24 protein-coding genes are annotated in these 26828 nt (G+C 59.2%); 2 read left to right on the forward strand and 22 right to left on the reverse strand.

The genetic code is table 11. The annotated features are described in order from the left end of the window. Window positions 1–5: 5 nt before the first annotated feature. The 15 genes from hflK to RS694_RS11385 form a co-directional block, all read right to left on the reverse strand. A complete protein-coding gene (gene hflK / locus RS694_RS11315) occupies window positions 6–1388 on the reverse strand; it encodes an FtsH protease activity modulator HflK (RefSeq protein ID WP_029706971.1) in 1383 nt (460 codons plus the stop codon). 39 nt (window positions 1389–1427) lie between these two features. Then, window positions 1428–2600: a GTPase HflX gene (hflX, locus tag RS694_RS11320; RefSeq protein WP_037246995.1), complete on the reverse strand. Its 1173-nt coding sequence runs from the start codon at window positions 2598–2600 to the stop codon at window positions 1428–1430. A 54-nt stretch (window positions 2601–2654) separates the two neighbouring features. Then, on the reverse strand, window positions 2655–2903 hold the full coding sequence (hfq, locus tag RS694_RS11325; protein ID WP_037246993.1) for an RNA chaperone Hfq: 249 nt from the start codon (window positions 2901–2903) through the stop codon (window positions 2655–2657). Between the two features lie 106 nt (window positions 2904–3009). Beyond that, window positions 3010–4347, reverse strand: coding sequence for a ribosome biogenesis GTPase Der (gene der, locus RS694_RS11330; RefSeq protein WP_029706968.1), 1338 nt, complete (start codon window positions 4345–4347; stop codon window positions 3010–3012). Window positions 4348–4364: 17 nt separating this feature from the next. Beyond that, window positions 4365–5501, reverse strand: a complete 1137-nt coding sequence (gene bamB / locus RS694_RS11335) for an outer membrane protein assembly factor BamB (RefSeq protein ID WP_051391802.1) — start codon at window positions 5499–5501, stop codon at window positions 4365–4367. Window positions 5502–5515: 14 nt separating this feature from the next. After that, the gene (locus RS694_RS11340) at window positions 5516–6190 is read right to left on the reverse strand and encodes a YfgM family protein (protein WP_029706966.1); all 675 of its coding nucleotides are present in this window, start codon (window positions 6188–6190) and stop codon (window positions 5516–5518) included. 12 nt (window positions 6191–6202) lie between these two features. Further along, window positions 6203–7528 carry a histidine--tRNA ligase gene (gene hisS, locus RS694_RS11345; protein ID WP_029706965.1) on the reverse strand — a complete coding sequence of 442 codons (1326 nt, stop codon included), beginning with the start codon at window positions 7526–7528 and terminating at the stop codon, window positions 6203–6205. An 8-nt stretch (window positions 7529–7536) separates the two neighbouring features. Continuing rightward, complete coding sequence (gene ispG / locus RS694_RS11350) at window positions 7537–8811, reverse strand: flavodoxin-dependent (E)-4-hydroxy-3-methylbut-2-enyl-diphosphate synthase (protein ID WP_241463948.1); 1275 nt, start codon at window positions 8809–8811, stop codon at window positions 7537–7539. Then, window positions 8811–9782 (reverse strand): helix-turn-helix domain-containing protein, encoded by a 972-nt coding sequence (locus RS694_RS11355; protein ID WP_029706963.1) that lies wholly within the window; start codon window positions 9780–9782, stop codon window positions 8811–8813. Before RS694_RS11355 ends, ispG begins: the two co-directional genes overlap by 1 nt. Beyond that, entirely contained in the window at window positions 9757–10593 is an 837-nt protein-coding gene (gene pilW / locus RS694_RS11360) for a type IV pilus biogenesis/stability protein PilW (RefSeq protein ID WP_076069606.1), read from the reverse strand. Before pilW ends, RS694_RS11355 begins: the two co-directional genes overlap by 26 nt. Then, entirely contained in the window at window positions 10586–11740 is a 1155-nt protein-coding gene (gene rlmN / locus RS694_RS11365; protein ID WP_029706961.1) for a dual-specificity RNA methyltransferase RlmN, read from the reverse strand. The genes pilW and rlmN overlap by 8 nt, the downstream gene beginning before the upstream one ends. A gap of 8 nt (window positions 11741–11748) precedes the next feature. After that, window positions 11749–12174 (reverse strand): nucleoside-diphosphate kinase, encoded by a 426-nt coding sequence (gene ndk, locus RS694_RS11370; RefSeq protein WP_029706960.1) that lies wholly within the window; start codon window positions 12172–12174, stop codon window positions 11749–11751. A gap of 72 nt (window positions 12175–12246) precedes the next feature. Next, window positions 12247–13560 carry a pseudouridine synthase gene (locus tag RS694_RS11375; protein WP_276324426.1) on the reverse strand — a complete coding sequence of 438 codons (1314 nt, stop codon included), beginning with the start codon at window positions 13558–13560 and terminating at the stop codon, window positions 12247–12249. Continuing rightward, window positions 13553–14233, reverse strand: a complete 681-nt coding sequence (scpB, locus tag RS694_RS11380) for an SMC-Scp complex subunit ScpB (RefSeq protein ID WP_029706958.1) — start codon at window positions 14231–14233, stop codon at window positions 13553–13555. The genes RS694_RS11375 and scpB overlap by 8 nt, the downstream gene beginning before the upstream one ends. Before the next feature lie 116 nt (window positions 14234–14349). Further along, a complete protein-coding gene (locus RS694_RS11385) occupies window positions 14350–15378 on the reverse strand; it encodes an RluA family pseudouridine synthase (RefSeq protein WP_051391793.1) in 1029 nt (342 codons plus the stop codon). 14 nt (window positions 15379–15392) lie between these two features. Between RS694_RS11385 and RS694_RS11390 the strand changes: the two genes are divergently transcribed. Then, complete coding sequence (locus tag RS694_RS11390) at window positions 15393–16199, forward strand: outer membrane protein assembly factor BamD (RefSeq protein WP_029706955.1); 807 nt, start codon at window positions 15393–15395, stop codon at window positions 16197–16199. Here the strand turns inward: RS694_RS11390 and RS694_RS11395 are convergent. Both RS694_RS11395 and RS694_RS11400 read right to left on the reverse strand, forming a co-directional pair. After that, complete coding sequence (locus tag RS694_RS11395; protein ID WP_029706954.1) at window positions 16153–18174, reverse strand: DNA repair helicase YoaA; 2022 nt, start codon at window positions 18172–18174, stop codon at window positions 16153–16155. The two genes, RS694_RS11390 and RS694_RS11395, sit on opposite strands and share 47 nt — an antisense overlap. 3 nt (window positions 18175–18177) lie before the next feature. Beyond that, window positions 18178–18381, reverse strand: a complete 204-nt coding sequence (locus RS694_RS11400; protein WP_029706953.1) for a YdcH family protein — start codon at window positions 18379–18381, stop codon at window positions 18178–18180. Between the two features lie 110 nt (window positions 18382–18491). On the opposite strand from RS694_RS11400, the gene RS694_RS11405 reads away from it, so the two are divergent. Further along, window positions 18492–19256 carry a PP2C family protein-serine/threonine phosphatase gene (locus RS694_RS11405; protein ID WP_029706951.1) on the forward strand — a complete coding sequence of 255 codons (765 nt, stop codon included), beginning with the start codon at window positions 18492–18494 and terminating at the stop codon, window positions 19254–19256. 11 nt (window positions 19257–19267) lie between these two features. On the opposite strand, the gene RS694_RS11410 is transcribed toward RS694_RS11405, so the two are convergent. From RS694_RS11410 to RS694_RS11430, 5 genes are all read right to left on the reverse strand, one after another. Beyond that, window positions 19268–19855, reverse strand: coding sequence for a hypothetical protein (locus RS694_RS11410; RefSeq protein WP_029706949.1), 588 nt, complete (start codon window positions 19853–19855; stop codon window positions 19268–19270). Window positions 19856–19872: 17 nt separating this feature from the next. Next, window positions 19873–20970 carry a cell division protein ZapE gene (gene zapE, locus RS694_RS11415; RefSeq protein ID WP_076070039.1) on the reverse strand — a complete coding sequence of 366 codons (1098 nt, stop codon included), beginning with the start codon at window positions 20968–20970 and terminating at the stop codon, window positions 19873–19875. A gap of 82 nt (window positions 20971–21052) precedes the next feature. Beyond that, the gene (gene lpdA / locus RS694_RS11420; protein ID WP_029706946.1) at window positions 21053–22480 is read right to left on the reverse strand and encodes a dihydrolipoyl dehydrogenase; all 1428 of its coding nucleotides are present in this window, start codon (window positions 22478–22480) and stop codon (window positions 21053–21055) included. A 12-nt stretch (window positions 22481–22492) separates the two neighbouring features. Beyond that, window positions 22493–23758 (reverse strand): 2-oxoglutarate dehydrogenase complex dihydrolipoyllysine-residue succinyltransferase, encoded by a 1266-nt coding sequence (gene odhB / locus RS694_RS11425; RefSeq protein ID WP_029706945.1) that lies wholly within the window; start codon window positions 23756–23758, stop codon window positions 22493–22495. Between the two features lie 48 nt (window positions 23759–23806). Beyond that, entirely contained in the window at window positions 23807–26701 is a 2895-nt protein-coding gene (locus tag RS694_RS11430; protein ID WP_029706943.1) for a 2-oxoglutarate dehydrogenase E1 component, read from the reverse strand. Window positions 26702–26828 lie beyond the last annotated feature (127 nt).

Raw genomic sequence — 26828 nt, forward strand, 5'->3', positions numbered from 1 at the left:
GGCTCCTAGCGTACGTCACGATCACGGCTGCGACCGGAGTCGCGGCTACGTGCATCGTTGGACAAGGTATTGGCGGGGGGCAGCACCTGGACAGGTGCGCCAGCCGCAGAGGAAGAGGCCATCGGGTCCGCAGTCACGGTACCGGGACCATTCATCTGCAACAGCTTTTCCAGTGGAAGGTACAGCAAGCTGGAGCCTTGGCGCGATTCGACCAGCACTTTGGTTACGTTGCTGTAGATCTGCTGCATGGTGTCCAGGTACATGCGGTCACGGGTGACCTGGGGCGCCTTCTGGTACTCGGCATAGATCGAGCGGAAGCGCTGGGCATCACCCTGTGCCTGGGCGACCACACGGGCCTTGTAGGCATCGGCTTCTTCCTTCAGACGCGAGGCGGAACCTACTGCGCGGGGAATCACGTCGTTGGCATAGGCCTGGGCTTCGTTCTTGGCGCGTTCGCGCTCCTGGCCGGCCTTGAGCACATCATCAAACGCAGCCTGCACCTGCTCGGGGGGACGCACGCCCCCTTGCTGCAGATTGATACCAACCACTTCCACACCCACGTTGTAGCGGTCCAGAATCTGCTGCATCAGGGCGCGGACTCGGGGAGCAATCTGGTCACGCTCTTCGGACAGGGCAGCATCCATCTTCATCTTGCCAACCACTTCGCGCACAGCCGTTTCAGCGGCCTGCACTACAGCGTCCGACGGATTCTTGCTTTCGAACAAGAAAGCACGTGCGTCACTCAGACGGTATTGCACAGCCAGCTTGATGTCCAGAATGTTCTCGTCTTCGGTCAGCATGGCCGATTCTTTGAGTCCAGTGGCCTTGAGCACGCTGTCGCGCCCTACGTCCACCGAGCGGATCTGGGTCACGGACACCAGCTCATGGCGCTGGATGGGGTATGGCAGGCGCCAGTTGAAACCCGCACTGACGGTGCTTTTGTATTTGCCGAACTGGGTGATGACGGCCTGCTGGCCTTCCTGAACGATGAAAAAGCCGGTCCCCAGCCAGATCAACACCACCACGCCCAGAATCAGGCCGACACCAATGCCAGCGCTTTTCATGTCGGGCTGAAAACCGCCGCCCGAGCCGCCACCGCCTTGCGGAGGCTTCTTCGGGCCGCCAAACAAACCACCGAGCTTGCGGTTGAAATCGCGCCACAGTTCGTCCAGGTCTGGCGGTCCAGAGGCGTTGCCGCCCTTGCGTCCGCCAGCAGGACCTGTATCAGTGGGTGGCTTGGGTGTATCGCCTTCCGGAGAACCATTGCCCGAAGCGCCGGAATCGGCAGGCTTGTCGTCTCCGCCACGCCCCCATCGGGGATCGTTCAGATTGAACAAGGTGCGGGCTCTCCAGGTGGCCCACTCAGCAGCACGAAGGTGTAGTTTCATTTCTTCATCTCACGTATATCTCTGTGCGATTGTGCCCAATCACAGATCAGCCCCTGAAGAGTCGGGGGAATAAACCGGCATTTCCGGCTCAGCCGCCTCAGTGGACGCCAACTGTGCCAGACGGGCACGCAACTCCTGCATACCCAACATATTCTTGGCACTGACAAAAATGCGGGGGGTTTGCACACCCGCGATTTCAAAACTGTCTTCCACGCGCACCGGTTGGTGCTCGGCATCGAGTGCATCAATTTTGTTGAACACCAGCAATTGCGGAATGTCGGCCGCGCCAATCTCCACCAGCACCTGCTGCACCTGGGCAATCTGCTCGACGAAATTGGGATTGGATGCATCCACCACATGCAGCAACAAGTCGGCATCGATGGCTTCCTGCAACGTGGCTTGGAAGGCATCCACCAAACCGTGCGGCAGATCACGGATAAACCCTACTGTGTCCGACAGCGAGACCGAACGCGCAGCCTCACCCAGGTACAGCTGGCGCGTCGTGGTGTCCAGCGTGGCAAACAATTGGTCGGCTGCGTACGCACGGGCCTTGACCAGCGCGTTGAACAGTGTGGACTTGCCCGCGTTGGTGTAGCCAATCAGTGAGATGTTGAAAGCGTCTCTGCGTTCGCGCTGTCGGCGCTGTGTTTGTCGCTGTTTCTTGACTTTGACCAAGCGCTCCTTGGTGCGCTTGATGGTCTCCGAGATCATGCGGCGGTCCAATTCGATCTGCTTCTCACCAGGACCACCACGTACACCCGCTCCGCCGGTCTGACGCTCCAAGTGGGACCAGCGCCGCACCAAGCGCGTACTGAGGTACTGCAGTCGGGCCAGCTCGACCTGCAACTTGCCTTCATGGCTGCGCGCACGTTGCGCAAAGATTTCCAGAATCAGAAAAGTCCGGTCATTCACCGGAAGTTCCAGATGGCGCTCCAAGTTGCGCTGCTGGCCTGGGCTTAGCGACTGATCGAACAGGATTTCCTGGGCCCCGAGTTGGGTAGCCAGCAACTTGATTTCGTCAGCTTTGCCGGAGCCTATGAACAACGCCGCATCGGGCGCCCGGCGCTTGCAGGTGACGCGTGCCACGGGCGTCATGCCCGCCGTCTGGGCCAAAAGACCTAACTCTTCCAGCTCACCATCAAAGTTGGGCAAGCCCAAATCAACCCCGACCAGAATGGTAGGAGCCTCAACGGAAGAAGGCTTGGTGGTCAAATTGGTGAAAAAGAACGGGACTCACCATGGAGTCCCGGTCGAAGTCGCGAAGGATCAGGGCGTCGCAGGCTCTTCCGAACCGGGGGTAGCAAAATTCACAGCACGTCCGGGAACGATGGTGGAAATCGCATGTTTGTAGACCATTTGGGTCACCGTGTTGCGCAACAACACGACGTATTGATCGAAAGATTCGATCTGACCTTGCAGTTTGATGCCGTTAACCAGATAAATAGACACTGGCACGTGTTCCCGACGCAATGCGTTGAGGAAGGGGTCTTGCAAAAGCTGACCTTTGTTGTTCACGATATTCTCCGTGTTCAAAAAATGAAGAGAAAGGAACGATACCACACCATGAACCCGAATCTCGCACTATGCGGAGAAACCCGAGTATTGCGGGGTCAATCAGCGATCAATCCTTGTCCGCGTACGGGTTGGATGAGGATTTCATTTCGATACGCAGCGGCGTACCAATCAGGTTGAATTCCTTGCGGAAGCGACCTTCCAGAAAGCGTTTGTAGGCTTCGGTGACGTGCTCCAGCGAGTTACCGTGCACCACGATAATGGGCGGGTTCATACCGCCCTGGTGGGCATAACGCAGCTTGGGCCGGTACATGCCGGTCTTCTTGGGCGTTTGGAACTGCACGGCTTCCAGCAACAGTCGGGTGAGCACCGGCGTAGGCATCTTGCAATTGGCAGCCTTGTGGGCCTGGGCAATCGAGTCCCAGACCGGTCCCAGACCTTGGCGCTTCTGGGCCGAGATCAGGTGCAAAGCCGCAAACTTCAGGAAACCCAGCCGGGTTTCGATCGATCGCTTGACCAGCTCACGCTGGTACTCGTCCACCGCGTCCCATTTGTTAATGGCAACCACCACAGCCCGGCCGGATTCCAGGATGTAGCCCGCTATATGGGCATCCTGGTCGGTCACGCCCTGGATCGCATCGATCAGCAGCAAGACCACACTGGCAGACTCAATCGCCTGCAGGGTTTTGACGACCGAAAACTTCTCAATGGCCTCAAAAACCTGGCCTTTGCGGCGCAAACCTGCGGTGTCTATTAGCTCGAATTTCTGGCCTTTGCGCTCAAAAGGCACAGAAATCGCGTCACGGGTTGTTCCCGGCATGTCAAAGGCCACCAGCCGCTCTTCGCCCAGCCAGGTATTGATCAGCGTGGATTTGCCCACGTTCGGGCGCCCTGCCACGGCCAGCTTGACCACGCCGGGCTCTTGCTCCGCTTCTTCTTCGTCAGGGTCTGGCAGGTGCAATGGTTCCAGCGCCACATCCACCAGCGAACGAATACCCTGCCCGTGTGCTGCAGAAATGGGGAACACTTCTCCCAGTCCAAGTTCAAAAAACTCGACCAGTTGAGCGCCCTCTTTCATCCCCTCGGCCTTGTTGGCCACCAGGATGCAGGGCTTACCTAGCTTGCGCAAGTATTTGGCAATATCGTGGTCCTGGGCAGACAAGCCACCACGGGCATCCACCACAAACACCACCACATCAGCTTCCGCAACCGCCTGGCGGGTTTGCTTGGCCATTTCTTTGTAGATACCGCTGGTCGCGTCCGGCTCAAAACCACCGGTGTCAATCACGATGTACTCGTGTTTACCTTGCTTGCCGTTGCCATAGTGGCGGTCCCGCGTGAGCCCCGCAAAATCCGCAACGATGGCGTCACGGGTTTTGGTCAAACGATTAAAAAGGGTGGATTTGCCTACATTGGGCCGCCCCACCAGGGCAATTACGGGTTTCATGCATTCAATCCCAAGTTTTACTCGGGCCTGAAGCCAAAGATACCGCCACGGCGCGTGACCACCACCAAAGTCTGCCCCGCCAACACAGGTGCAGCCACGACGGCAGATCCGTCGGTGGCCACCCGGTTCAAGGGCGCACCGTCCTCACGCGACAGGAAATGCACCCAACCTGATTCGTCGCCCACCACCACGGAACGTCCCACCAAGGTAGGGGCGGTGACATTGCGGAAACGCAAACGATCGGAAGACCACAGACGTTCACCGTCTGCGCGACGCCACGCAATAAGCTTGCTGTCGCTTTCGGCGCCATATACGACAGTCTCATCACCATGAACACCGGTCGCGCCGGATGCAGGTTTGGTCCAGACTGTACGCCCCTTGACCGTATCTACACAACCGACGGCCGACTGGAACGCCCGCACACACACCGAATCGCCATCGCGGCTGACGCCCGCGACCAGGTCCACCAGGCGCTCTACTTCATTGATGCCGCGACTGGTTCCCACAGGCGCTTCCCAGCGCACAGTGCCATTCTGCGGGTTCATGCCCACCAAGCGACCACCCAGTCCGATGACCAAGGTATCGCCGACAGCGACCATGACACCCGCTTGGCCCAGCACCAGCGCATCACCGCTGCGTTGCTGCTGCCACAGCTTGCGGCCACTGGCGGCGTCGAACGCTGACACAGTGCGGTCAGCGGACAACACAAAAACCCGCGCACCTGCGACCAACGGTGCAGTCAGCGTGACTGCTCCTATTTTTTGTCGCCAAATTTCTTTTCCAGTGTCCAGCACAATCAATTCATTGCCACGGCTGACCACCGCCACATGGCGGCCATCACTGCCCACGCCAGCGGCCAACGGGGTCGCCAATGCGGTGCGCCACACGTCGCCTCCGGTGCGGGCATCAATCGCCACCACCACGCCCTGGGAACCTGCAGCAAAGAGGGTATTGCCGACCACGCGGAGGTCCAGCGGAAACGCCACTTCTCCAACGCTGGCATTCCAGGCAGGACGCACGCCTATGAGTGCCGTGTTGGGCTCCAGATCAGCGGGCTTGGCTTTTTCGGCACCCGCACATCCGGCAAGAAGACCCGCCAGCAGCAACAAGCAGCCAAAGCGGCTGACTAGGCCTTGGAAAAGAGAACGGTGCACCACGTTTATTTGCCTCACTTCGCCGCACTAACCGCAGGCGCATCTGCTGCAGGATTGATACCCAAGGCGTTGAGTTTGACTTCCAGCAAACGACGGTATTCCGAACGTTCGTCAAAGGCCTTGAACGCCTTCTGGTATTCCGTAGCTGCTTCGGTGCGTTTGCCTTGGGCTGCATAAATGTCGCCCCGGCGGTCCAGTACCAAGGCAGAGAATTCAGGGGCGATGTCCCCTTCCAGTTGCTTGAGCGCTTCGTCAAAGGCCTTGGCCTCCATGAGTACCCCAGACAGCCGCAGCCGCGCAATGGACGCATAGCCTTTATCGGACGATTTTTCTGCAACCCATCCCAACACCGTCTTGGCGCTGTCTGCCTTGCCTGCTTCGTAAGACATCTTGGCAACCAACAGGCCCGCCTGGTACGTGTAGGTGGTGGAAGCAAAACGCTCTTTCATGTCAGAAAAAGCACGTTCGGCCTTCTCGACATCTCCACTGCGCACCACGCGCTCCACTTCATCAAACATGGTCGATGCTTGATTTGCCTGGCTACGCTGCCAATATTGGTAGCCGTTCCAGGCGGCAAAGGAGCCCAGAACCGCGATCAGTAACCAGGTAATGAGGTTGCCGTATTGCGCCCAAAAGTGTTTGAGCTGGTCCAGTTGTTCTTGTTCTTCGAGATCGAGATGATTTGCCATGGAGATATTCAGTTAAGCGTTGGATTGTAGGCTGGACGCCCATTGCGCGGCCTGGGCCAGTGGCTGGGTCACTTGCACGCCGCTACCATCGCGCAAAGACTTGACGGTCACTTCGCCCCGCGCCAACTCGTCCGCACCAAAAACAAGCGCGAATGCCGCACCGCTGGCGTCTGCCTTCTTGAACTGCGCCTTGAAGCTGCCCAGTCCTTCCGCAGTGCTAGCGTGCATCTGCACGCGCACGCCCACGTCACGCAACTGTTGCAGTGTGCGTAAGGCCACAGGCATGCTTGTAGCGTCGGGAATCACCGCGTAAGCGTCTGGGGCGGGCGCCGACATGGGTGTACCTTGTTCTTTCAGCAACTCGAGCACGCGCTCGATACCCAATGCCCATCCCACTGCTGGCGCCGCCTTACCGCCGATCTGGACGATCAAGTCGTCATAACGGCCACCGGCGCATACCGTACCTTGCGAGCCCAGCCTATCGGTCACAAACTCGAAGACAGTGAGGTTGTAGTAGTCCAGCCCGCGTACCAGCCGTGGGTTGATCGTATAGGCGATGCCATTGGCGTCGAGGATGGCCTTAAGCCCTGAGAAATGCGCCAGCGATTCCGCGCCAAGGAAGTCCAGCAGCCGGGGGGCAGACTCCACCACATCCTTCATCGCGGGATTCTTGGTGTCGAGGATGCGTAGCGGGTTGCTGTGCAGACGGCGGCGCGCCTCTTCATCCAGTTTGTCTGCATGTTTTTCGAAGTGTGCGATGAGCTGGGTACGGTGCTGCGCACGTTCTGCAGCCTGCCCCAGGCTGTTAAGTTCCAGACGCACATCAGTGAGGCCAATGGCTTTCCAGAGGGCAGAAGCCAGCAAGATCAGCTCAGCATCCACTTCAGGGCCTGCAAAGCCCAATACTTCCGCACCGATCTGATGAAACTGGCGATAACGCCCGCGTTGCGGTTTTTCGCGGCGAAACATGGGGCCCATGTAGTAAAGGCGTTTGCCACCGTCGTACAACAGGTTGTTCTCGATAACCGCACGCACCACGCTGGCGGTGCTTTCAGGTCGCATCGTCAGATGTTCGGCCTGCCCATGCTTGTCAGCCCGGTCTTCGAAGGAATACATCTCCTTTTCGACGATGTCCGTTACTTCACCGATACCCCGCACGAAGAGCGCCGTGTGCTCAAGAATGGGCGTCCGAATGTTGCGGTAGGCATAGCGCGCCATCAACTCGCGCACCGTAGCTTCAAGTGACTCCCAGCGCGCCGACTCCGGCGGCAGGATGTCATTCATGCCTTTGACAGCCAACAGCTTTTCCGCCTTGCGTGGCGCAGTATTCTCAACCATGGTTCTTCTTAATTGGGGGTAGCAACAGCTGCACTTCCGAAGCGCTGCTGTATATAGTTTTCAACCACTGCCTGGAAATCGGTGGCAATGGAGTCACCGCGCAGTGTCATGCGTTTTTCGCCGTCGATGAAGACCGGTGCAGCCGGTGCTTCGCCCGTGCCGGGCAAGCTGATGCCGATGTCGGCGTGTTTGCTTTCACCGGGGCCATTCACGATGCACCCCATGACGGCCACCTTGAGGTTTTCCACACCGGGGTAACTGGCACGCCAGACGGGCATCTGGGCACGCAAAAAATCGTCAATCTGTTTGGTCAACTCTTGGAACGTCGTACTGGTGGTGCGACCACATCCGGGGCAAGCAGTAACACTGGGCACAAAAGTGCGCAGGCCGAGGGCCTGGATGATCTCGGATGCAATGACCACTTCCTGCGTGCGTGCTTCGCCCGGCGCGGGGGTGAGAGAGACACGAATGGTGTCACCGATACCGTCTTGCAACAGCACGGCCAATGCCGCCGCAGATGCCACGGTGCCCTTGGTACCCATGCCCGCCTCGGTTAACCCCAAATGCAAGGGGTAATCACAGCGCCTCCCCAATTCACGGTAAACCGCGATCAAATCCTGCACACCACTGACCTTGCAGGACAACATAATCTGGTGCGCAGGCAAGCCCATCTCCTGCGCCCGCGCGGCAGATTCCAGCGCCGAGGTGATCAAGGCCTCATACATCACAGGTTTGGCATCCCAAGGCACGGTACGTTTGCTGTTCTCATCCATCATGGATGCCAGCAACTCCTGGTCCAGGCTGCCCCAATTGACGCCAATACGGATGGGCTTGTTCCAGCGCACGGCCGCTTCAATCATCTGCCCGAACTGGCGATCCCGCTTGTCACCCTTGCCAACATTGCCTGGGTTAATGCGGTACTTGGACAGGGCTTGGGCACATTCAGGAAAATCGGTCAACAGACGATGTCCGTTGAAATGGAAATCGCCAATCAGCGGAACATCAATGCCCATTCGGTCCAGTTGTTCCCTGACATAAGGCACGGCCTGCGCTGCCTCGGGCGTGTTCACTGTGATGCGTACCAGCTCCGAACCAGCAAGCGCCAGTTCCTTGACCTGGATTGCCGTACCAATGGCGTCTGCAGTATCGGTGTTGGTCATGGACTGAATGCGCACCGGCGCACCGCCACCCACGGTCACCGTGCGGGAACCCCACACCACGTTGGATTGGAGGGATGCACGCTTTTTGGGCAATGCCAAAGCGATCGGCAAATCGGAGTCCACTATTTCACCTCAAAACGCGCAACGTTGTCTTTGCCAATGCCAGCCAGGCTGAACGCTTTACCACGTACTTCTACGTCTGTGACGTCCACACGTCCGACCACAACCGACAGAGGCAATGCGCCAGAAGCGCCAATGGTTTCGCCCTGCACCAAGGTCTTGCGCAGTTGGACGACCCCTTTTCCATCCGTCACCTCCACCCATGATGGGCCACGAACCTTGAATACCACCAAACCCGTGGAAGCGCCGGCCACATCAACCACCGCACCGGGCATTTCTACCTTGACGGGAGTGGCGGGCACCGCTGCTTTTGCAGGCTCTGGCAAGGATGGCGCGGCCGCAGGCAAAGTGGCAGCGACCGTAGGCACGGCTGCAGGTACGACAACGGGCATCTGGTTTGTCGGAGCGACCTCCACAGGGGTAGTAACCTCTTCCTTGGCGGTAGCAGGAGGAAGCGCAGGCGCAACCAGCGCAACAGGGTCACTTGCCGGCTCTGGTTTTTGCATCTCGGGTAAGAAGGCCAACCCAACCACCCCAACCAACAACGCCAGTACTAGCAACACCGCTGGTTTGGCAAAAAAGGCCGGAATGGAGAGGCTGGTAGCTTGCCCCGGACTATGGAATGGCGCGTTAATGCCGCGCTCTTCAGTATCCAGGCGAGGAATGATGTTTTGCGGAAGTTTCTGCAAAACCGGTGCGGGGTCAATCTTCAGCGCGCGACACATGCTGGATGCCAAGGCCCGCACAAACACCGCGTCTGGCAGCAAATCGAACCGGTCAGCCTCCAGCGCCTCGAGCTTCTTGACAGGGATCTTCATCGATACCGCCAGGGCGGCCACATGCAGCCCCGAAGACTCTCTTGCATTGCGTAGCATGGTGCCCGCGCTCAAGGAAACAGGCTGGGCAGACTCATTAACGCCACCATCCGGTTGTGATGGAGTCACCACATCATTCATCAAAAGCACCTCGCTCATAGGCCGACGACTCGCGGGACTGAGGAAAACGTTTCTTCAACTGCCCGCCCAATTGCGCCACAGCATCCCTGTTGTTCAATTCACGTTCCACTTTGATGCCAAGCCAAAGCGACTCGGAGTTGGCCAGCTCGCTGTTGTTAATGCGGCGGACAAAAAACTGCGCTCGCACCAATTCCTTGCGCTGAAACATGAGCAGGGCAAGGTTGTAGCCCGTAATCGGATTGACAGGGTCGACTTCATAAGACCGCAGAAAACTGGCTTCCGCCTCTATCCGCTGGCCACCCTCCAACTGGCACTGTCCTTGTGCCATCCAAGTTTTGGCTTTGTCTCTATACGCAGGATTGGCCAGGGCATTGCTGAACATCTGCACAGCCTCAGGCAAGCGCGACTGCTTGCAGAGCATCCAGCCGTAGTTATGTTGTACCGACGCTGCCCTGGGGTTCAGGCTCAACGCTCTGCGAAAACTTTCCTCGGCCAACGGCATATCACCCAACTGCGTATAAATCAGCCCACGCATGTTGTAAGACTCAAACCAGCTGGGGTCGGTCGCAATCGCCTGCTTGACTTCGTCCAACGCAATGGTTGCCTTGCCATCGCTGAAATACAGAACGGCCAAGTCCAGACGTGTGCGTGCGCGTCTGCGCGCATCCGGCTCGTCCGAATCGGTCACCAAATCAGCGCCCGCTCCTTTGCTGCCTGGATTAGAGGTACTGGACGCACAGGCCGACAGGCCAACCACGGCAACAAATGCCCAGCAGGCCCACAGCAAGCGGGAGGAAATCACCACGCCCATTTTTCTCAAATCACCCATTGACCACATCCCCCTGCCCACTCGGAGCAATTTCAACAACAGGCTTGAGCATAACGGTACGTTGTATGGTTATTCGCTTCTGAACTCCGGTACGGTCTTTCACATCTCCAGCCAGTTGCCCGCATGCTGCATCGATGTCGTCGCCACGGGTTTTGCGAATGGTCGTCACTATGCCTGCATCACTAAGAACTTTGGCGAAAGCCAAGACTGTGGCTTGCGGTGATCGGGTCAAACCAGACGCTGGAAAGGGATTGAAGGGAATCAAATTGAATTTGCACCAGTTCCCTGGCTCTTGTCGCACCAGTTTGACCAGCTCCGCCGCATGCTGCGGTGTGTCATTCACCCCATCCAGCATGCAGTATTCAAACGTAATGAAGTCCCGCGGCGCAAATGCCAGGTAACGCTTGCAGGCATCCAGCAATTCGGCGATCGGGTATTTGCGATTCAGGGGAACCAGGTTGTCACGTAGCGCGTCATTCGGGGCATGCAGGGAAACGGCAAGTGCCACCGGGCAATCTGCCCCCAAACGGTCCATCATGGGCACTACGCCCGATGTAGATACGGTCACACGGCGACGCGACAGACCGTAGGCATGGTCATCCAGCATGACGCGAAGAGCCTGCACCAGCGCAGCATAGTTCTGCAGGGGCTCGCCCATACCCATCATCACCACATTGGAGATAACGCGCTCTGGCGTATTCAGGTGCTTGCGCAGAAAATGCTCTGCAAACCACAACTGGGCAATGATTTCGCCAGCGGTCAGATTGCGACTGAAACCCTGGTGCCCGGTAGAGCAAAACCGGCATCCCACTGCACAGCCAGCCTGGGAAGAAATACACAAGGTGCCCCGGTCATCTTCGGGGATAAAAACCGCCTCTACCGCATCACCAGCCCCTACATCGAACAGCCATTTGATGGTTCCATCCGACGAAATGTGTTGCGTAATGATGCCAGGGGCTTGAACATGTGCCGTCGTCTTGAGCTTTTCGCGCAAAGACTTGGCCAGATCACTCATTTCATCAAACTGGGAGGCACCCTTTTGATGAATCCAGCGAAACAGCTGGGTGGCGCGAAAGCGCTTTTCTCCAAGCCGCTCGCAAAAAACGGCCAATCCCTCTAGATCGAAGTCGAGCAGGTTGGCCGTCATTGCATAACTTAACGTGTGTAAACGTTCAGACCAGCGAAGAAGAAGGCGATTTCGACGGCAGCAGTTTCTGCAGCGTCGGAACCGTGCACGGCGTTGGCATCGATGCTGTCCGCAAAGTCAGCGCGGATGGTGCCGGGAGCGGCCTTCTTGGGGTCGGTTGCGCCCATCAGGTCACGGTTTTTCAGGATGGCGTTTTCGCCTTCCAGCGCCTGGATCATCACGGGGCCGGAAACCATGAAATCCACCAGATCCTTGAAAAAAGGACGGGCCTTGTGCACAGCGTAAAAGGCTTCAGCCTCACCACGCGACAGGTGTGCCATACGTGCAGCAACCACCTTCAGGCCGGCAGCCTCAAAACGGGCATAAATTTGGCCAATGACGTTTTTGGCAACTGCGTCGGGCTTGATGATGGAGAGAGTACGTTCGATTGTCATGGTGTTTCCTGAACTGGATTGGTAATCTTCTTGCCCCTAATGGGACAAAGCCTTGGATTTTAGCATTCCAGCCTACCGACTGCGGCCGTTGCGCCGAGAACCACCCTGCCCGCCACGGGGGCGTTGCGTGCCGTCTTGCCGCTGGCGGGTAAAACTGTCGGCGCCAATGTATCCAAAAGAGGTCTTCATCGGGTCGGGTTGGCCCGCAGCCGCCTGGCGATCACCACCCTTGTCCTGCCGACCATTGCCTCCACGGACATTCTTGGCCCCGCCCCCAGTCCCCAAGGGCCGGGGCTGGCCGCCCTGTGCCGGGCCGCGTTGCCCGGCATTGGCGCCACGGGGCCCTCCTGTGCGCCCATTGCGGCGCTTGCCACCACCGGGGGGGCCAGCCTCTGCTGCAGGGCCCGCCTCGCGCCTTGCTTCGTTATTGCGCGCACCATTGCCTGCGGCTTGTACCAGCGAACGGATATCGGCATCATCAAGCTCCATCCAGGCGCCACGCTTGAGCCCACGTGGCAAAACCATGGCACCGTAACGGATACGGATCAGTCGGCTCACGGCGTGTCCAACCGACTCCAGCATGCGCCGAACCTCCCGGTTACGGCCTTCAGAAATCGTCACCCGGTACCAACAATTGGAACCCTCGCCTCCACCCTCTTCAATCGAGCCGAACTGCGCTACACCATCATCGAGCTGGACACCGTCCAGCAACATCTGTTTCTCTTCTTTGTTCAACGCACCCAGCACACGCACTGCGTACTCACGCTCCAGACCGAAGCGCGGGTGCATCAGGTTGTTGGCCAGCTCACCGGAGCTGGTAAACAGCAGCAGACCTTCCGTATTCAAATCCAACCGCCCAACGGACTGCCATTTACCCTGATGCAACTTGGGCAGACGGCGAAATACGGTGGGACGGTTCTGTGGGTCGTCATGGGTGACGACTTCGCCTACCGGCTTGTGGTACGCAATGATGCGTGCGGGCGGCGGATCGATGCGAACACGGATTGGTTTTCCATTGACCTTGATGTTGTCACCAAACTGGATGCGCTGACCGATGTGGGCAGGTTCGTTGTTGACAGAAATACGGCCTTCCAGAATCAACTGCTCCATCTCCAGTCGAGAACCCATGCCCGCCTGTGCCAACACCTTGTGCAGCTTGGGAGTCTCGGCCATGGGCGCCAGGATTCGCTTGGGAGGCGCCAGATCGACCAGTTCCTCATCCGCGTCAAACTGCCCGGAAATCACATCGCTGAAGCGATTGCCCAGCGACTCCTGCGCCGCTGCCTCCAACGACGGAGAAGTATCTGGCGTCACCACCGTGGGCAAAGCGACCTCGACCGCCTCATCCACTTGGGTTGCTTGCGTCACAGGGTTGGTGTCATTCATTCTCAAATCCATTCAAAGGGGGCTCAAGCTCAGCACTTGCAGGCTCCAGCGGCATATCCAATTGCAAGGCAGCATCACCGCCAGCCTCTTCGGCTGGAGAAACAGGCTCTGCCGTGTCTTCCAGTCGCTCAGCCAAAGCACCAAAGGCGTCACCTTGCTGCGTTGGGTTATCCAACAACGGCAATTGATCCAACGACTCCAGACCCAGGTCATCCAGAAATTGCCGGGTCGTTGCAAAAAGAGCTGGCCGTCCAGCGGCTTCACGGTGCCCAATCACTTCCACCCAACCACGGTCTTCCAACTGCTTGATCAGCAAGGAGCTGATGGTCACACCCCGGATGTCTTCCATATCGCCCCGGGTCACCGGCTGCCGATAAGCAATGATGGCCAGTGTCTCCAGCGTGGCCCGTGTGTAACGCGGCGGCTTTTCAGGGTGTAGGCGATCCAGGAATTCCCGCATCTCCGGTCGACTCTGAAAACGCCATCCCGTGGCCACATTCACGAGTTCCACACCACGACTGGCCCAGTCGTCTTTCAATTCTTCCAGCAGAGTTTTCAGCGTATCCGCGCCCAGCGTTTCATCAAAAAGCGCGCGCATATCGCGCAAAGGCAGGGGCTGCTGAGAACAAATCAACGCGGTCTCCAAGACCCGCTTTGCGTCCACCAAATTCATAGTCAGGCTTTTTCCGGAAACATCACCCAGAAGGTGACCAATCAACGTGATTCCAATCGGATGGCAGCGGATGTGAAGAGATCACCGTGCCGACCCATGGCAATGCGCCGGGGTCCTTAGAGGCTTTCCAGCCTTTGTGGGGGATTGTATCGCAGCCCCCAGTCGGCCAACAGGTCTGAGAAATCCTGCGGTACGGCGGATTCGAACACCATGGGCGCCCCGGTTACTGGGTGCTCCAATGCCAGGCGACATGCGTGTAGCGCCTGCCGAGCCATTGGGGGCACCGGTGTTCCACCGTAGACCGCATCGGCCACCAGCGGATGCCCCAGAGAAGCCATATGTACCCGAATCTGGTGCGTACGCCCGGTGTGCAAAACACAACGCACCAGACACCCGGCTTGTGCATTGCCCAGAAAAATAACGTCCGTCTTGGCAGTTTTCCCCGGGCTTTTCTGCAAATCCACGACCGCCATACGGAAGCGGTTGCGAGGATCACGCCCAATAGGCGCTTCCACGGAAACAGTCGCTGCGCCGGTCCAGGGTTTGTGCGCAATGGCTAAGTACTGTCGGCTCACTTCACGGGCGGCAATGGCTTGTACCAGCGCATCCATGACCGCACGCGTGCGGGCCACCACCATCAATCCACTGGTATCTTTGTCCAGCCGGTGCACGATGCCCGCTCTGGGCACCATGGCCGCGGCCTTGTCATAGGCCAGCAAACCATTGAGCAAGGTACCACTCCAATTGCCCGGCGCCGGATGCACCACCAGGCCTGCTGGTTTGTCGATCACCAGCAGATGTTCGTCCTGGTAAACCACCTGCAGCGGCATGGCTTGCGGGGTAAATGCCTGGCTTTGCGGCGTGGGACGGAGCTCGATCACCACCGCATCGCCCGCCTTGACCCGGTGCGAAGCCTTGATAACCTTCTGGCCGCGTACCGTGACCAGGCCCGCTTCGATCAACTGTTGCAGATAGCTACGTGAAAACTCCGGTGCACCATCTACCAGGGCACGATCCAGGCGCTCGCCATGCTGCGGTGCTGCAATGTCCAGCGTACGCCACTCGGCTTCGACCGCTGTCTCCTCCGCATCCTCCAACTCATTCGCGACTGGTGTGCTCGATATAATCCCGGCGGTCTGTTTCAAGAAAGTTTCCCATAATGCTGCGAGTCAAATTATCGGTCGTTTACGCCTTGTTGCCTGCGGCCGTGGTGTTACTGCTCGCGGGCTGCTCAAGCGCACCCATCGACAAGACGGCAGGCATGAGCCCCAACGCGATCTACGCCGATGCCAAGGACGAAATGAATACCGGCAAGTGGGACACCGCGATTCCCCTGCTGGAAAAGCTCGAAGCCCGGGCTGCGGGAACCCCGCTGGCACAACAGGCCCAACTGGACAAAGCCTACGCCCACTACAAGGCTGCCGAGCCCGCCCAGGCGATTGCCACGCTGGAGCGGTTCATGAAGCTGCATCCCGCGAGCCCGGCGTTGGACTACGCGCTCTACCTCAAAGGCATCATTACGTTTAATGACGACTTAGGCATATTCTCTGCCGTCACGCGCCAGGACTTGGCGGAGCGGGACCAGAAAGCTGCCAAGGAATCCTTCGAGTCATTCAAGGAGCTGACAACCCGCTTTCCCGACTCCAAATATGCCGTCGACGCCCAGCAGCGCATGAACTACATCGTGGCCTCACTCGCTCAATATGAGGTGCATGTCGCGCGCTACTACTACAGGCGCGGCGCTTATCTGGCCGCCATCAACCGTGCACAAACCGCGGTGTCGGACTACCGGGATGTTCCTGCTACCGAAGAGGCCCTGTTCATCATCTACAGGTCCTATGACGCCATGGGCATGGTGCAACTGCGCGACGATGCCAAACGTGTTCTCGAAAAGAACTACCCCCAATCCGAGTTTCTGACTAAGGGCCGGAAGTCGGACTCCGACCCGTGGTGGAAGGTCTGGTAAGCGACAGCAGCGCGGCGTGAAACTCGTCCTCGGTTTCCAGCCGCGTCATGGGCGGTAGCGCCGCCAGTATTTTCTTGCCATAACCCATCTGCGCCAGGCGCACGTCGCAGACGACCAGCAGGCCTCGGTCTGTTTCGCGACGAATAAGGCGACCCGCGCCCTGCTTCAGTGCAATGGCAGCCTGCGGCACGTGGTAGTGCTGAAAGGGATTTTTCCCATCCGACTCCAGCTGTTGCGCCCGCGCCTGCACCAGAGGGTCGTCGGGAGGGGCAAAGGGCAGCTTGTCTATCACCACCATCTGCAAGGCATCACCGGGGATATCTATGCCTTCCCAAAAAGAGGCCGATGCCACCAGAATGCAGCCCTTGCTTCCATCGGTGCCTGCACTGCTGAAGCGCTCCACCAGCTCGCGTTTGGGCGACTGGCCTTGCACCAGCACATCCAGTCCCGCATCCCCTGAAAAATACTGCCGCAATGCGTCGCCAATCGCACGCATGGCGCGCAAGGTCGTGGTCAGCACCAGAGTACGGCCGCCGATGGCGGTGGCCGCATCGGCCACCAGCGCGGCGACACAGGCACTGTGCGACGCTTCATTGGGTTTCGGAAAATTCCGGGGAATGTAGAGGGCCGCCTGAGCCGCGTGGTCAAAAGGGCTGGCGACCTGCAGCACCTGCGCACCTTGCAGACCACAGGACTCCACAAACAAACTCATCTTTGCATCGTGCCCCAGCGTGGCAGAGGTGAATATCCACGACTTGCGGCCATGGTCCCCCACGGCAAGCCCCAAAACACGGGCCTGCATGGCCTGTGAAATATCCAGCGGCGTCTGCACCCAACGGAAATGCTGGTCCACATCCATCCAGCGCACCACACCGGCGGGAACCGGCTGGGCAAATTCCCGCAAGGACTCCAGCAGACTGTCTGCCCGGTCCCGCAACAATGCAAGCTCCGGTGACATTTCGGCCACATGCGTCAGCACCTCCTGTGCAGCGGCCAAGGCAGTGCCCATACCATCCAGCGCCTGCTGCCATACCTGCGCATCCACGCCCTGAGGACTCTCCAGACTCCAGCCACGCCGACCAGGGCGCGCACCACTTCCACACAACTGGTGCAAGGCGGCAATGCTCGCCTCCAACGATTCAACCAGGGCCCGCCAATCCGCAACCCCCAACGCCAACTGGGAGCCGCGGGCTGCCAGATCCCTGGAGAAACCGGCGAGTTGGCCACTGCCCATCTGCCGCCCCAGAAACTGGACCCCAATTTCATTGAGCTGGTGCGCTTCGTCAAACACGACGGAGGTCACGGAGGGCAGCAACTCTGCCACACCCGACTCACGCACATTCAAATCGGCAAAGAAAAGGTGGTGGTTGATGACCACCACATCAGCGGCCATGGCCTCTCGACGCGCCAGATTCACGTGACAGGCAGAGGCCTGGGGACAGCGCGAACCCAGACAGTTCTCGCGGGTGGAGGTTACGAGCGGGATCACCGGCGAGCGCTCATCCAGCGCAGGGATTTCCGCAAGGTCCCCCGAACGGGTGACCAGAGACCAGGCCTCCACCTGGGCGATATGCCGCAACGCCACGGCCTCGTTGCCAAACAGGCTCTGACGGGCCGACTCCATGCGGTGCAAACACAGGTAGCTACTCCTGCCTTTCAGCAGTGCCACACGCAACGGCAAACCCAACACTTTCAGGAGCCGCGGAATATCCCGGCCAAACAACTGGTCCTGCAACGCCTTGGTGGCGGTGGACACGAGCGCACGCTCCCCACTCAACAACGCAGGAATAAGGTAAGCAAATGTTTTACCAACACCGGTCCCGGCCTCCACCACCAGGGCGCCGCCATGCTCCATGGTTTGCGCCACCGCCATGGCCATGGCGGTCTGGCCGGCACGGGGTTTGAACTCATCGACCGCTTGTGCCAACAAACCATCGGAATCGAAAACGCGGCCTACGGCCTCCTGCAACGCCATGCCTCAAGCCGGCTCATTGGGGTGGAGTTCTCGCTCTACACGGGCGATTTCATCGCGCAGCGCCAGGCGCTTTTTCTTCAGGCGGCGCATCATGAGTTCGTCCACCGGTACCACTTCTGCCGCGCGGTCGATCAGGGCGTCCAGATCACCGTGCTCCATGCGTAACTCGATCAAACGGCGTTCAGGGGAATGGAGGTTGGCAGTCAAGGGAGATGGGGAAAGTACGTGGTTAAATCGCGCTCGGAGCTTCCGAGCTGGCTCGATAATACGTCCAGACCCTTCTTTTGCAGAAAGTATTGCGTTACACGCAACCCAACATGGCTACTGGTTACCGACTCACCGCATCCACGGGCATCCACAAAGGCGACCGCGACTACCAGCAGGACCAGGTAGCCTTGCTCAAACATTCCCGCGTGAATGGCTGCGTGTTGGCCATCGTGGCCGACGGCATGGGTGGACGCAGTGGTGGCAGAAAGGCATCCGACCAAGTCATGATGACCGCCAAGCAGCTCTTCGAGCGCTACGACCCCGACACCGATGACGCAGCTGCCACCTTGGCCCAGGTGGTGCAGGAAGCGCACATCGTCATCAAGCTGACCGCCATCTCTTCCGAAGAAGAGCCCCACAGCACATTGGCCGCTTTTTTGATCAACCCGGGCGGCGACTGCCACTGGGCACACACCGGCGATTCGCGCATCTACCAGTACCACGGCAGCCAGTTCGTCAAGCGCACCATGGACCACTCCTATGTGCAGGCACTGGTCAATCGCGGCGAGATCACCGAAGAGCAAGCAGCGATACACCCCCAGTCCAACATCCTGATGGGCTGCCTGGGCACCGAGAACGACCCGCCCGTAGACTTCCACTTCATCCCCAAGCTGCGCTCAGGTGACGTGTTGATGGCCTGCAGTGATGGTGTCTGGCACTATTTCAACGCGGGAGAAATCGGTTCGGTGCTGTCCACGCTGTCGGCCCGCGAAGCCACCGAATTCCTGATTGAGAAAGCCCGCTCCCGTGGGCATGGCACGGGAGACAACCTCTCCTTGGTGGTTGTCAAACTCGAACCACTGGAAAACAACTGAGGCCCTGGCTCTCAGGGTGCTGCAGGCAAGGGGGCTGTTGAAGCCCCTTTTTCTTGCAGGCGTTTTTCTCGGTCTTTCTTGCGCTGCAAAGCAGCTTCCTGTTTGCGCACATAGTCAGCACGGTTGGCGGCTGCGGTACCGGCCTCCAGCCCACCGGACTTCTCAACCGGTGTTGCGCTGGCGGCGGTAGCCGGTGGTTTGGCATGTTGCCGTACTTTATCTTCCTGGGCCTTGCGTCTGTCTTCCTCGGTCATTGAACCGCCGGATGGCTCCATTCCCGATAGACGCTGCGCGTTCTCTACCGCCTTTTCCTCGGTGCGCTTGAGCTGCTCGGCACCACGCTGACGTCGCTCGGCGTCGTGCAAACTGGCTTCCTGGCGTTTGAGTTCCGACTGCATGGCACGGCGCCGTGCATTCACATCGTTGGTGCAACGCACCACCGCAAAACGGTCTTGGCATGCGCGCTCTTGTGCATTGAATTCTGCCGTTTGCTGGCGGCGCAGTGTGTCGATGCGCGCACGCTCCTGGGCCATACTCGGCAAGCCCTGAAAAGCGTCTTCTTGCGCCCATGCACCAACAGCACCCATCAAGATCGCCATGGCGAACCAAGCGCGCCTCATGTCAGCCCCGTGTCCACCACCCGCCGCTCCAGCGCCAGAAATTCCTTGGACTGCATTTCCCGCAAGCGCGAAACCGTACGCGGAAACTCGTGGGCCATGGGGCCTTCGGTGTACAGCGCTTCAGGCTCCACTTCGGCGGACATGATGAGCTTGACCCGGCGGTCATACAACACATCCACCAGCCAAGTAAAGCGCCGCGCCTCGGACGCCATACGCACCGGCATGTGGGGCACATCGCTCAGCAGCACCGTGTGAAACTGCGTCGCAATTTCCAGGTAGTCGTTTTGGGAGCGTGGGCCGCCACACAGGGTTTTGAAGTTGAACCAGACAATGCCGCCGGCCTTGCGCCAGGCACGGATCTGGCGCGACTCGATATGCAGTATCGGGTCTTCATCGCGCGACTCGGCCAGCGCATCAAAGGCGGTTTGCATCGCCACGTCGGCCGTATGGCCCAGCGGCGTGTGGTACATCTGCACCGATTCCATGGTGCGGCTGCGGTAGTCGGTGCCGTTGTCCACGTTGAGGACTTCGAGCTTCTCATTCAGCAGTGCAATGGCAGGCAGGACGCGGTCGCGGTGCATCCCGCCCGGGTACAGGTCATCCGGCTTGAAATTGGACGTGGTGACAAAGCCCACCCCGCGTTCGAACAAGGCAAACAGCAACCGGTGCAGGATCATTGCGTCCGTGACATCGGCCACATGGAACTCGTCAAAGCAGATCAGCTTGTAACGCACCGCCATGCGCTCGGCCAGGATATCCAACGGATTGGCCTGCCCCTGCAACTCGGCCAGTTCGCGGTGCACTTCGCGCATGAATTCATGGAAATGCAAACGCGTCTTGCGTTTCAGTGGCACTGCGTTGTAGAAGCAGTCCATCAGAAAGCTCTTGCCCCGCCCCACCCCGCCATACATGTACACGCCACGCGGAATGTCAGGCCGGTTGATCAGCTTCTTGAGCGCGTTGGAGCGCTTTTCCTTGTAGTGCGCCCAGTCACGCGCGCAGCGCTCCAGCGCCTCCACGGCGCGCAATTGCGCCGGGTCGGCGGTGTAGCCACGGGCCGTCAGTTCGGCTTCGTAGGTTTGCTTGACGCTCAGGGACACTGGCTGGGATTGCTATGCATTCAATAGCTGCCAGCGCACGCTGCATGCGGGCTGGCGGCCATTTTCATTACATATTTCAGAAGTTCAGCGTGCGCTTGTCCACCGCCAGTGCCGCTTCCTTGGTCGCTTCGGACAACGAAGGATGGGCGTGGCAGATGCGTGCGATGTCTTCGGCACTGGCCTTGAACTCCATGGCCACCACAGCTTCCGAGATCAACTCACTGGCTTGTGGGCCCACGATGTGCACGCCCAGGATTTCGTCCGTCTTGGCATCGGCCAGGAACTTGACGAAACCAGTGGTGTCGCCCAGCGCGCGTGCGCGGCCATTGGCCAGGAACGGGAAGGAACCCGCCTTGTAGGCCACGCCGTCTGCCTTGAGCTGTTGCTCGGTGCGGCCGACCCAGGCAATCTCGGGGCTGGTGTAAATGACCCAGGGCACGGTGTTGAAGTTGACATGTCCGTGCTGGCCAGCAATGCGCTCGGCCACGGCAACGCCCTCTTCTTCCGCCTTGTGCGCCAGCATGGGGCCGCGCACCACGTCACCCACCGCCCACACGCCGGGCAGATTGGTCTTGCAGTCACCGTCCACCACAATCGCGCCGCGCTCGTCCAGCGCCAGGCCCACCGCTTCGGTGTTCAGACCGATGGTGTTGGGCACGCGGCCGATCGAGATGATCAGCTTGTCCACATCCAGCGTCTGGGCTTCGCCCTTGGCGTTGGTGTAAGCCACCGACACACCCTTCTTGCCATTCTTGATCTCGCCGACCTTGACGCCAAGCTCGATCTTCAGACCCTGCTTGGTGAACGCCTTGTGTGCTTCCTTGGCGACCTGCTCATCCACCGCGCCCAGGAAAACCGGCAGGCCTTCGAGGATGGTGACGTCCGCGCCCAAGCGCTTCCACACCGAGCCCATTTCCAGACCGATCACGCCAGAGCCGATCAGGCCCAGCTTCTTGGGCACCGCGCCGATGTTCAGCGCGCCATCGTTGGACAGCACATTGACTTCGTCAAACGGTGTACCGGGCAAGGCACGCGCATTGGAGCCCGTGGCGACGATGATGTGTTTGCCGGTGATGACTTCTTCGGCAGCGCCAGCGACCTTGATTTCGTAACCGCCATCCACCGCCTTGGCAAACGAGCCACGGCCATGGAAGAAAGAAATCTTGTTCTTCTTGAAAAGGTACAGGATGCCGTCGTTGTTCTGCTTCACCACGGTGTTCTTGCGCGCCAGCATCTTGGCCACATCCATGCTCACACCCGTAGCCGTAATGCCGTGCTCGGCAAAGTGGTGGTTGGCATGGTTGAAGTGCTCGGACGATTGCAGCAAAGCCTTGGAAGGAATGCAGCCTACGTTGGTACAGGTACCGCCGGGCGCAGGACCACCCTTCTCGTTCTTCCATTCGTCGATACAAGCGGTATTGAAACCCAACTGGGCAGCACGTATGGCGGCGATGTAACCACCGGGGCCACCGCCGATAACGATCACGTCGAATTGTTTGCTCATGCTCAGTGATCCTTAGATGTCAAACAACAGACGTGCCGGATCTTCCAGCGCTTCCTTCATGGCCACCAGGCCCAGAACGGCTTCGCGGCCGTCGATGATGCGGTGGTCGTAGGACATGGCGAAGTAGTTCATCGGGCGAACCACAACCTGGCCGTTCTCCACCATTGCACGGTCCTTGGTGGCGTGCACGCCCAGGATCGCACTTTGTGGCGGGTTGATGATGGGCGTGGACATCATGGAGCCGAAGGTGCCGCCGTTGGAGATGGAGAAGGTACCGCCAGTCATTTCTTCAATGCCCAGCTTGCCGTCCTTGGCCTTTTGGCCGTATTCGGCAATCTTCTTCTCGATGTCGGCAAAGCTCATCTGGTCTGCATTGCGCAGAATGGGCACCACCAGACCACGGGGCGATCCAACAGCGATACCGATGTCGAAGTAGCCGTGGTAGACGATGTCATTGCCATCGACCGAAGCGTTCAATACGGGGAACTTCTTCAGCGCGTGCACTGCGGCCTTGACGAAGAAACTCATGAAGCCGAGTTTCACGCCGTGTTCCTTCTCGAAACGCTCCTGCATGCGCTTGCGCATGTCCATGACCGGGGCCATGTTGATTTCGTTGAAGGTGGTCAGGATGGCATTGCTGCTTTGCGATTGCAGCAGACGCTCGGCCACGCGTGCGCGCAGGCGGCTCATGGGCACGCGTTGCTCGGGGCGATCGCCCAGTTGCACCTTGGGCGATGCCACTTGGGGCAACAAAGTGGTCGGAACCCCCGTAGGTATTGTGGATGCAGCTACTATTTTAGGAGCAGATGCGCCGGTGGCCACAGCCTCCAACACGTCGCCTTTGGTCACACGGCCGTCCTTGCCGGTGCCGGCCACGGAGCCGCTGGCCAGGTTGTTGTCGGCCATCAGCTTGGCAGCGGCGGGCATGGCCACACCAGCCTTGGAGTTGCCAGCAGGGGCTGCAGCAGCCACGGGTGCGGCTGCAACCGGGGCAGTGGCAGCAGGTGCGGCGGCGGGCGCGGATGCACCGGCCACAGCTGCGGTGTCAATGCGGGCGATCAACTGCTCAGCGGCCACGGTGGCGCCATCCGCAACCACCAGTTCCACGATGACACCAGCGCTGGGTGCTGGGACTTCCATCACGACCTTGTCGGTTTCGACTTCGATCAGGATTTCGTCCACTGCGACTGCGTCGCCCACTTTTTTCTTCCATTGCAGCAAGGTGGCTTCTGCCACGGATTCGGAAAGCTGCGGTACTTTTACTTCTACGATAGCCATAAAATTCTTTCGGTATTTTTGTTCGAGGGTGTGTGTTGGTGCCAGGCCTTACTTGGTCAGCACAAAGCCTTTGAGCTTGCCGAACGCGCCTTCCACCAGGGCCTTTTGCTGCTCCTGGTGCAAATGGGAGTAACCCACTGCAGGCGATGCAGAGGCTGCGCGGCCGGAGTAACCCAGCTTCTGGCCTTCGAGCATGTTTTCGTGGATGTAGTGCTGCACGAAGAACCAGGCACCCTGGTTTTGCGGCTCGTCCTGGCACCACACCACGTCAGTGGCGTTGGGATACTTTTTGAGCTCGGTGGAAAACGCCTTGTGCGGGAACGGGTACAGCTGCTCCACGCGGATGATGGCCACATCGTCGTAACCCTTCTCTTCGCGCTTCTTGACCAGGTCGTAATAGACCTTGCCGGAACAGGCGATCACGCGTTTGATCTTGTCGCCCTTGAGCTCTTTGTTCTCGGGGATGACGGTCTGGAACGCACCCTTGGTGAACTCGGACAGCGGCGAGGTCGCGTCCTTGTTACGCAACAGGCTCTTGGGCGTCATGATGATCAGCGGCTTGCGCAGGTTGCGCACCATCTGGCGACGCAACACGTGGAAGATCTGGCTGGCCGTGGTGGGCTGCACGATCTGCATATTGGTGTCGGCCGCCAACTGCATGAAGCGCTCCAGACGCGCCGAGCTGTGCTCTGGGCCCTGGCCTTCGTAGCCGTGCGGCAACATCAAAGTGATGCCGTTCACACGACCCCACTTCACTTCACCGGAGGCGATGAACTGGTCGATCACCACCTGGGCGCCGTTGGCGAAGTCGCCAAACTGGGCTTCCCAGATCACCAGGGTGTTGGGGTCGTTGGACGCATAACCGTACTCAAAGCCCAGCACCGCCTCTTCGGACAGGATGGAATCGATCACGGAAAACGGCGCCTGCTTTTCGGCCACGTTTTGCAGCGGCGTGTAGATGCCCGCATCCCACTTTTCACGGTTCTGGTCGTGAATCACCGCATGGCGGTGGGTGAAGGTGCCGCGTCCGCAGTCTTCACCGGACAGGCGCACCGGGTAGCCACTGGCCACCAGGGAGGCAAAGGCCATGTGCTCGCCCATGCCCCAATCCACATTGACTTCGCCGCGGCCCATGGCAGCGCGGTCGTCATAGACCTTCTTCACCAGTTGGTGCGGCGTCACGCCAGCAGGGATCGTGGTCAGCTTCTCGGACAGGCGTTTCCACTCGGTCAGCGGAATCGCGGTGTCACCCGCATCGGTCCACTTCTTGCCGAGGAAAGGCGACCAGTCCACCGCGTATTTGCTCTTGAAGTTGGTCAACACCGGGTCCACCGTGTGTTTGCCCGCGTCCATCGCAGCACGGTATTCCTTGACCATGTCGTCACCCAAGGTAGCACCCAGGCCCTGGGTTGCCAGCTTGTCGGCGTACAGCTTGCGGGTACCGGGGTGGGCCGCAATTTTCTTGTACATCAGCGGCTGGGTCAGCGACGGCGTGTCTTGCTCGTTGTGGCCCAGCTTGCGGAAACAGGTGATGTCCACCACCACATCCTGGCCGAACTCCATGCGGTATTCCAGCGCCAGTTGGGTCGCCAGAACGACAGCTTCAGGATCGTCACCGTTGACGTGCAGCACGGGCGACTCGACCATCTTCACGATGTCGGTACAGAACGCGCTGGAGCGCATGTCGCGCGGGTCAGAGGTGGTGAAACCGATCTGGTTGTTGATGATGATGTGCACCGTACCACCCGTGGTGTAGCCACGGGTTTGCGCCAGCGCCAGGGTTTCCTGGTTCACACCCTGGCCGCCGAAAGCGGCATCGCCGTGCACCAGCACAGGCAGCACCTGGCTGCCCGTGGGGTCATCACGGCGATCCATACGGGCGCGTACCGAACCTTCAACCACGGGGTTCACGATTTCCAGATGCGAAGGGTTGAACGCCAGAGACAAGTGCACCGGACCGCCGGGGGTAGACACGTCGCTGGAGAAACCCTGGTGGTACTTCACGTCGCCGGACGGCAGGTCTTCGGGCGCAGTGTGGTCAAACTCGGCAAACAGGTCCGCAGGCATCTTGCCCAGGGTGTTGACCAGCACGTTCAGGCGGCCGCGGTGGGCCATGCCGATCACGATTTCCTGGATGCCCTTGGCACCGGCTTGCTGGATCAGCTCGTCCATGGCGGCGATGAAACTTTCGCCACCTTCGAGCGAGAAGCGCTTCTGGCCCACGTACTTGGTGTGCAGGAAACGCTCCAGCCCTTCGGCCGCCGTCAGGCGGTCGAGGATGTGCTTTTTCTTTTCGGCCGTGAATTGGGGCTTGCTGCGAATCGCTTCGAGCTTTTGTTGCCACCAGCGTTTCTGGTTCTGGTCGGTGGCGTACATGTATTCGGCACCCAGCGTGCCGCAATACGTTTCACGCAGTGCGTTCATGAGCTCACGCAGGCTCATCGACTCTTTGCCGAAGAAGGTGTTGCTGATGTTGAAAACGGTTTCCTGGTCAGCGTCGTTGAAGCCGTAGAAGGACAGCTCCAGCTCGGGAATCTTGTCGCGCTCGGTGCGTTTCAGCGGGTCCAGGTCGGCCCAGCGGGCGCCCACATTGCGGTAGGCGGCGATCAACTGCTGCACAGCGGTGCGCTTGCGGCCCATTTCGGAGTCAGCCCCAGTGGCCATGACCACGCGGCTCACGCCTTGTTTGGCGCGCTCGGCAAAGGCGTTGATGACAGGAAGGTGGGCTACGTCCTTGGCACTGCTACCGTCTGCGGCAGGCACGTGTTGCAGGGCGTCGAAGTAGTCACGCCAGGTGTCGGGCACGCTACCGGGATTGGCCAGGTAGTTCTCGTACATCTCTTCGACATACGGCGCGTTACCGCCAAACAGATAGGTATTGTTTTGATACGCCTGATAGACAGACGACGGCTGATTCGCCCCGTTGGACGTTGATTCACTCATATTCCGCTGACCTCCGTTTCCCTTGGGGAAACATTAGCTGGTTAAAGCTGATTAATTAACCTTCCGCGACACGGCTGAACCGTTTAGCGGATGCGACTGTGGCATGGGAAGGGCCTAGATTGCGTGG

Origin of the sequence: Rhodoferax saidenbachensis (assembly GCF_001955715.1) — a bacterium.
GTDB classification, from domain to species: domain Bacteria; phylum Pseudomonadota; class Gammaproteobacteria; order Burkholderiales; family Burkholderiaceae_C; genus Allorhodoferax; species Allorhodoferax saidenbachensis.